Source organism: Acinetobacter sp. 12966, assembly GCF_031196995.1.
Taxonomy (GTDB): Bacteria; Pseudomonadota; Gammaproteobacteria; order Pseudomonadales; family Moraxellaceae; genus Acinetobacter; species Acinetobacter geminorum.
Window position 1 is genome coordinate 124,927 of sequence record NZ_JAVIMC010000094.1, and the last position, 7,206, is coordinate 132,132.

Consider the following 7,206-nt stretch of genomic DNA (forward strand, 5'->3'; position numbering starts at 1 on the left):
TTGGTCATGCATCAATAAAACTTAATTTTGTTTACACATTAAAAGCGTATAGTAGGGACATCTTCGTTTAAGAGATGTCAAATATAGATATATACAACGAAGAGAGAACAAAAATGTCTATCCTTAGTTGGGACGATTTTGAAGATGATTCGCAAAAACCGACTACACCTGAACACAAGTCTGCGCCCGTCCAACCGGAAAAAGCGTCAGATTCGCAGAATGTATCTACTGCGCAGCCATCATCGCCGAGCGTGGCAGCTCCACAATCCGCTGGAACCCATTCCGTGCGACCAACAGTTGCCTCCGATACAGTGGCTAGAGCCGCTCAAGCCTTAGAACACTTAGACGTTGCCCCTGGCCTTGAAGAGCTAGAAATGGGTGCTCAACGTGTTCAAGTTGACGACAAAGCAATGATTAACTGTCGTGCGGACTTGAACCAACTTGTACCATTTAAATACGAATGGGCTTGGCAGAAATATCTTGACGGGTGTGCAAACCACTGGATGCCTCAAGAAGTGAACATGAACCATGACATCGCGCTTTGGAAGTCTGAAAATGGCTTAACTGAAGACGAGCGTACTATTGTTATGCGTTCTTTAGGTTTCTTCTCGACCGCAGACTCTTTGGTTGCAAACAACTTGGTATTGGCGATTTACCGTCACATTACTAACCCTGAATGCCGTCAGTACATCTTGCGTCAAGCGTTTGAAGAAGCAATTCACACTCACGCTTACCAATACTGTATTGAATCTTTAGGTATGGACGAAGGCGAAGTCTTCAACATGTACCGTGAAGTTCCATCTGTTGCACGTAAAGCAGCTTGGGGCTTGAAATATACTCAATCTTTAACTGATCCTAATTTCCACACAGGTACACCTGAAAACGACCAACGCTTACTTCGTAACTTGATCGCATTCTACTGTGTTCTTGAAGGGATCTTCTTCTACTGTGGCTTTACTCAAATTTTGAGTATGGGTCGTCGTAACAAGATGAACGGTGTTGCTGAGCAGTTCCAATACATCTTGCGTGATGAATCTATGCACTTGAACTTTGGTATCGACATGATTAACCAAATCAAGATTGAGAACCCTCATCTTTGGACTGCTGAGTTCCAACAAGAAGTGGTTCAAATGATTGTTGAAGGTACGATGCTTGAAATCGAATATGCACGTGACACGATGCCACGCGGTGTATTGGGTATGAACGCAAGCATGATGGAAGAATATTTAAAATTCATCTGTAACCGTCGTTTATCTCAGTTAGGTTTACCAGAGCAATTTGCTGGTGTAACGAATCCATTTGCGTGGATGTCTGAGATGATGGACTTACGTAAAGAGAAGAACTTCTTCGAAACTCGCGTAACTGACTACCAAACTGGTGGTGCTTTGAGCTGGTAAGTTTAGGCATCTGAAAGAAAAAACCGCTATCTCTATAGCGGTTTTTTCTTGGCTTGTATTTATTAGACTTTTTTCAACATGCTGAGTCTTGGCGATATATGTATAAAGCTTTACCAATTTTACTAAATTACCAGCCTCTATATGTATCCCTTACCACTTTCTCACTTAAATTAATTTTAAATGAGTTTAATGAAAACTTTACTGATTCTATAGTCACTTTTTACAAAATCCACTATCACACCATTAAAATTTATAAATGGATATTAATTAATTGATTTTATTCCACTCTAGGCATAAATGTATTGATTAGTATTTTCTATAAAGCAGTATATGTATCTCACCCTTGATTATTAAAACAAATAGAATAAATTCAAGATTATTTAGGGTTAAAATTATTAACATCTAAATCAATTAGTTTAGATACCACAAATAATTAGTCTATACTGTTAAAGCATATTTAATAATAATCGATATTCCAGATAGCAGTACAATGAAATTAATAATTTTCAAGAATTGCTGCTTAGATAATTTGAGCGTAATTCGCTTGCCAATGAATGCCCCTATCAACATTGATGGGATAAACAGAAGCGCAAGTGAAAATAAATTATCCGAAAAATACACACCCGCTGTAGTAAACAGAATGACTCGAAAAACCGTACTACATCCAATTAATGTAGTTTGAGTGACACGGATTTTTTCTGGAGTTTCGATTCGTCCATTAAGGTAAATCGCATATAAAAATCCACCGCTACCAAACATGGCTCCTAAGAAACCACCAGATAACCCAAAAGGAAAAACAAATTTTTTCTCTAGTTTTTTCTGTGGTTTAAAGCCGCTTAATGAGTAAATAGCATATAAAAGAGTAAATATACCAAATGCTAGAAGTGCGTAACTTGCATTAACTCTCATCAGCAGTATAAAGCCAAGAAAACTACCGACAAACATAAGTGGTATTAGAAATTTTAATTCAGAAAAGTCTGCTTTCTTACCATCTTTAATGACATTCGAAATGGCAGCGAACATATCTAGTAAGGCTAACAGTGGAATAATTTGTGAGAGAGGTAAAAAGTTAAGTAATACAGGACTCGCAATTAATGCAGTGCCAAAACCCACCATTCCAAAGATAATATAAGAAAAAACTATTGTTATTAACATTATTGAAAGTTGCAGTACTGAAAAATCTTCTAAAAGATACATTTAAAATTCCATTTTTGATTTTTAACCAAGCCAAACTACACTAAAATATAAATTACCACATAAATATTAGATAATTTTATCAAACATTAAAATATTTAATACTCATTTTTTTTGATTATTTCTTTGTTATAAAAATTTCGCTGTAAAAATAAATTTCATTATAAAAGGAAATTCAAAAATGAACTCTAAAGTAATCATCAATGGAAATGTTGATTGTAAAGAAACTATTAGTGCTGAGTTAGATGAATTCATTACTAAAATGGATGATCACGAAATTTTCCAAAACAATTATTTCAAGCATTTAACTTCTACGTCTTGGACGCCAGAATCATATATCTTATTTCGTGACAACTTCTTCTATCGTACAGAGCTAACCGTGAAAGGGATTGCCCATGTATGTTCACGATCTGCTTTTGAAAATGATATGGACACTCTAGTCCTATTCACCCATATCTTAAGTGAAGAAACTGGTATGGGTGAAAAGGCTAAGTGCCATGAAATCTTTATGGAGAATGCGCTCAATGTATTTGGCGCTGCAGAATACAATCTTCCAGAGATGAAGGTTCAACAAGCTAAAAATAGTGATCGAATCATCGCAGAGACATTACAGTATCGAGATACTATCCAAGGTTTGATTACAGGCAGTTATCCTCGCATGTTGGGAGCAGTCATGGCCCTAGAAAACCATGCTGATAAGATGCTTACCGTATTCCGTGAAGCGTTCCGATTCAATAACAAAAACCTTGATCCAAATGAATTCGTTAAGAAGGTTGAGGTTTATTTTAATGCCCATATCGAAAATGGCGTCGAAGATCGTCATGCTCAAGATGCTAAACAGTGTGTCCATAACAACTGTAATAATCAAGAAGACCTTGATGAGATTAAGTTTGGTGCAAATGAAACATTGAAAGCCCAGCTTAAGATGTGGAATGCAATGTTTGATCAAGCTGTATCACTTTAATTAAAACGGATTTTGAGATTTCACAATGCAAAACTTAGGTATTTCACAAGCAGCCTTGAATTTACGTGAATCAATTACACACGGAACTAAGGCAAAAATTCTAGAATTAAATAAAAAGTCTAGCGCAGATGATCAGGTCATTGATTTAAGTATTGGTACTTTGGATGAAAAGACCAATAGCGGGATTGATGATGCAGTTAAGAGTTATATTTCAAATAATGCTGCAATTATCCATGAGTTTGCCCCAGTTAAAGGCTTCTCTTTCTTACGAAAGTCTATTGCTGAGCGTGTGAAGCGTTTACGAGACATTAGCTTCAACCCAGATACTGAAATTATGGTCACTCCTGGCGGTATTAAAGGCGCTATCACCGTGGTATTCCATACACTTCTAAATCCAGACGATGAAGTGATTTACCCGGTACCAAACTGGCCTCATTACGCAGACATGATTGAATTGCACTTAGGTAAAGCTAAACCAATCTATGTCAAAGACTTTTATAACCAAGCGATTGATGTAGTTGAGTTAGAAAAAACCATTACAGATAAAACCAAAATTATCATTCTTGGTGACTGCCTAAACCCTTCTGGCAAAATTTATACTCGTGATGAATTAGAGTCGATTTCAAAAGTGATTTTGACTGCCAATGCCGAACGTTTATCAAAAGGTCTAAGCCCAATCTATGTGCTTTTTGATTGCCCTTATGAATCACATATTTTGAATACTAAACCTGCAAACATTTCAAATATTACGCAGGAGTTTAAAGACCAAATACACTCTATGTGGGACTACACCATTTATATTACTGGTCCTGGTAAAACCTATGGAATGCACGGCGACCGATCTGGATATATTTGTGCTTCGGACAAACTGATTAAAGTTATGGAAAAAGTACAGGTGAATTTAAACTCATTTGCTTCGACTTATGCCCAAATTGCGACACATGAAGCAATGCAAGAATATATGGATGACGTTGCAAAGAAACGTGCAGTAGTTGCTAGACAGAACATGCAGACATTCATTGAAGACTTGAAAAGCTGCAATGGTTTAGAAGTGACTGAGCCTGAAGGTGGATTTTTCTTATTCTTGGATTTGTCAAAGTATGGCGAAAAAATCCAAAAGCTAGGATTTGATTCGGCCGATCAATATCTTTTGGAAACAGCAAAAGTTGCTTCTATTGGAGGCATGCATTTTGGTGAAAACATCGATAGCCTCAGACATTACATTCGCATGAATTGTGGACGTGACCCAGTGACCCTAAAGGCAGCAGCAGCACGTATTAAAGAAGCCCTTCAGAAATTGAACTAACACATATTATTCAGGAAGTTAATTTTTAACTTCCTGAATTTACATTTTTATGGACGATATTACTTTGAAAAAGTTCTGTATCATTGGAATGGGATTCTCAGGTACGTGTACCTTCATTAGCTTTGTAAAAAAATTACTGAATCAAGATATTGATTATAAGTCATGCTCTATTACTCTTGTTGAAATGCGTGAATCTATTGGACATGGGAATCCATACGACAAAGACGAATTATTGGCTGGCCATCTGTGTAATAACCCTGCCCATTCAATGTCGCTTTGGGATAATGACTTTGTGGATTGGATGGCAGAAAATAAAGATCATCTGATTACTCATTACCCCCACCTAGTTTATAAGAAATCTTTAGCTAGTGAACTGCAAGTCTTCCCCGATGTCAACGGCATTCTAAAATTGACCCCTTTTACCTTACAAATGGCAAAGTAAAATTGACCCCTTTGATCTCGTATTAAGTTTCAACCTGAGGCTGAATCCCTATTCTTTTTTTATCCTTTAAACGATAACTCTCACCCGATATTTGTACCACATGACAGTGATGCAGTAACCGATCTAACATTGCAGCGGTCAACGTGACATCATCCGCAAACGACTTCGACCATTGGCTAAATGGTAAGTTACTCGTCAATATCGTACTGCCTTTTTCATAACGCTTGGCAATCACGTTAAAGAACAGATTCGCTTCTTCACGTCCAAACGGTAAATAACCAATTTCATCGATAATCAGTAACTTTGGTGCCAGTACCGCACGCTGCATATAGGTTTTCAATTTACCTTGCTGGTAGGCTGTACTCAGTTGCAGCATTAAATCCGCTGCGGTAATGAACTTGATCTTAATGTTGTTCATGATGGCCTTATAGCCTAATGCCATGGATAAATGCGTTTTTCCTACTCCGCTAGCCCCGAGAAACACCACATTTTCTGCTCTAGGAATAAAGCTCAGATTGAACAGTTCAATCACCTGTGATTTAGGTACCCCTAGGGCATAATTAAAATCATAGTCTTCCAGGGTTTTGACTTGAGGCAGGCCTGAGAGTTTCATCAGTACCTGCTGACTGCGCTGTTGCCTGGCAGCATATTCATGCATCAGCATGGCTTCAACAAAGTCGGCATAACTTCCATCCTGACCTAATGTTTGTTGTGCATGATGTGACCATTGTGATGCGATGGTAGGCAGATTGAGCTTTTGGCAAAGCTGCTCTATACGTTCGTATTGCAGATTCATCAGGAAACTCCCAGCAACTGGTCATATACCGATAACGGATGCTGCAAACTCTCGTAGGGCATTACATGCTGTGCCGCTGCAACAGGTACAGTGCCGGAAACCGTATCTGATTGCGGTAATGGCGCAAATCTTTGCTGCTCGTGTTGCAGTCGAACAGCCGGTTTTTCTTGCGTGGTGGCATGAATCCGCTGATTGGCGGTTTCATGCAGCCACCGGCCAATGTGGGCATTGGCGACATTAACATCTAACAGTAAACCCGAAGTCTTCAGGCTTGCTTTCAATGGCACAATAAAGCTTGATTTGAGGTATCCATTAAAGCGTTCAACTTTGCCTTTGGTCTGTGCGCGGTAGGGCTTACATACGCGGGGACGAAAGCCATATTTCTTGGCACAGTCGAGCAGTTTGGGGTTCCATTTATGCTGCCCCTCCTGATAGGCATCCCGTTCAATCATGATCGTTTTAGCGTTATCAAACAGGATTTCCTGAGGTACTCCAGCAAAGAACTGAAATGCATTTTCCAGACCATCGATCCATGCATCCGTACGTTCATGATCATAAAATTTCACGAAAGCCGCTCTGGAATAACCTAATGTGGCCACAAAGGCTTTCAAAGTCGTGTGGTGACGTCGAATCGTCGTGAAATCAACCTGCATTTGTTGGCCAGGTTGGGTTTCAAAACGAATGATCGGTTCCGGTTTAGCAACTGGTTTTAATGTTGCAAGATATTTCCTCAAGATCCTGATCTTTCCTGGATATCCCAACCCTAAAATTTCCTGGTAGAGCACAACGGCAGGAATCCATTCAGGATGAGCTGCGTTTACGCGTTCGAGCAAATAAGGTTTATATGGGTCAAGGATACTTGTTCTAGGCTGTATACGCTGATACTGAGGTGTGGTGTTTTGCCGTAAATATTTACGTACGGTATTTCTGGACACACCCAGTTCACGACTAATGGCTTTAATGGATTTACCTTGTTGATGAAATATTTGGATTGTCACTGCTTGCTCCAAAGTTAACATGTTGAGCAGTCCAAAATGACCGCTATATTAACCAAGGGGGTCAGTTTTTAAATGCCGTTAGGGGGTCATTTTTACACTGCCGCTAACA

Annotated in this window: 7 protein-coding genes; 4 read left to right on the forward strand and 3 right to left on the reverse strand. The window is 38.8% G+C overall.

Annotated elements, in window-relative coordinates; translation table 11 throughout:
• Positions 1-113 precede the first annotated feature (113 nt).
• Complete coding sequence (locus RFW85_RS14995; protein ID WP_170248421.1) at positions 114-1,397, forward strand: ribonucleotide-diphosphate reductase subunit beta; 1,284 nt, start codon at positions 114-116, stop codon at positions 1,395-1,397.
• Between the two features lie 438 nt (positions 1,398-1,835).
• On the opposite strand, the gene RFW85_RS15000 is transcribed toward RFW85_RS14995, so the two are convergent.
• Positions 1,836-2,594 (reverse strand): sulfite exporter TauE/SafE family protein, encoded by a 759-nt coding sequence (locus RFW85_RS15000; protein ID WP_170248422.1) that lies wholly within the window; start codon positions 2,592-2,594, stop codon positions 1,836-1,838.
• 178 nt (positions 2,595-2,772) lie between these two features.
• Between RFW85_RS15000 and RFW85_RS15005 the strand changes: the two genes are divergently transcribed.
• Genes RFW85_RS15005 through RFW85_RS15015 form a run of 3 tightly spaced genes read left to right on the forward strand, consistent with a single transcriptional unit; the run spans position 2,773 to position 5,303 of the window.
• Complete coding sequence (locus RFW85_RS15005) at positions 2,773-3,555, forward strand: iron-containing redox enzyme family protein (protein ID WP_309171644.1); 783 nt, start codon at positions 2,773-2,775, stop codon at positions 3,553-3,555.
• A 25-nt stretch (positions 3,556-3,580) separates the two neighbouring features.
• Positions 3,581-4,861 (forward strand): pyridoxal phosphate-dependent aminotransferase, encoded by a 1,281-nt coding sequence (locus tag RFW85_RS15010; protein ID WP_309171645.1) that lies wholly within the window; start codon positions 3,581-3,583, stop codon positions 4,859-4,861.
• 49 nt (positions 4,862-4,910) lie between these two features.
• Positions 4,911-5,303 carry an FAD/NAD(P)-binding protein gene (locus tag RFW85_RS15015; RefSeq protein WP_309171646.1) on the forward strand — a complete coding sequence of 131 codons (393 nt, stop codon included), beginning with the start codon at positions 4,911-4,913 and terminating at the stop codon, positions 5,301-5,303.
• Positions 5,304-5,325: 22 nt separating this feature from the next.
• On the opposite strand, the gene istB is transcribed toward RFW85_RS15015, so the two are convergent.
• Both istB and istA read right to left on the reverse strand, forming a co-directional pair.
• Positions 5,326-6,099: an IS21-like element ISAba8 family helper ATPase IstB gene (gene istB, locus RFW85_RS15020; protein ID WP_005127875.1), complete on the reverse strand. Its 774-nt coding sequence runs from the start codon at positions 6,097-6,099 to the stop codon at positions 5,326-5,328.
• On the reverse strand, positions 6,099-7,118 hold the full coding sequence (gene istA / locus RFW85_RS15025; RefSeq protein WP_005127874.1) for an IS21 family transposase: 1,020 nt from the start codon (positions 7,116-7,118) through the stop codon (positions 6,099-6,101). The genes istB and istA overlap by 1 nt, the downstream gene beginning before the upstream one ends.
• Positions 7,119-7,206 lie beyond the last annotated feature (88 nt).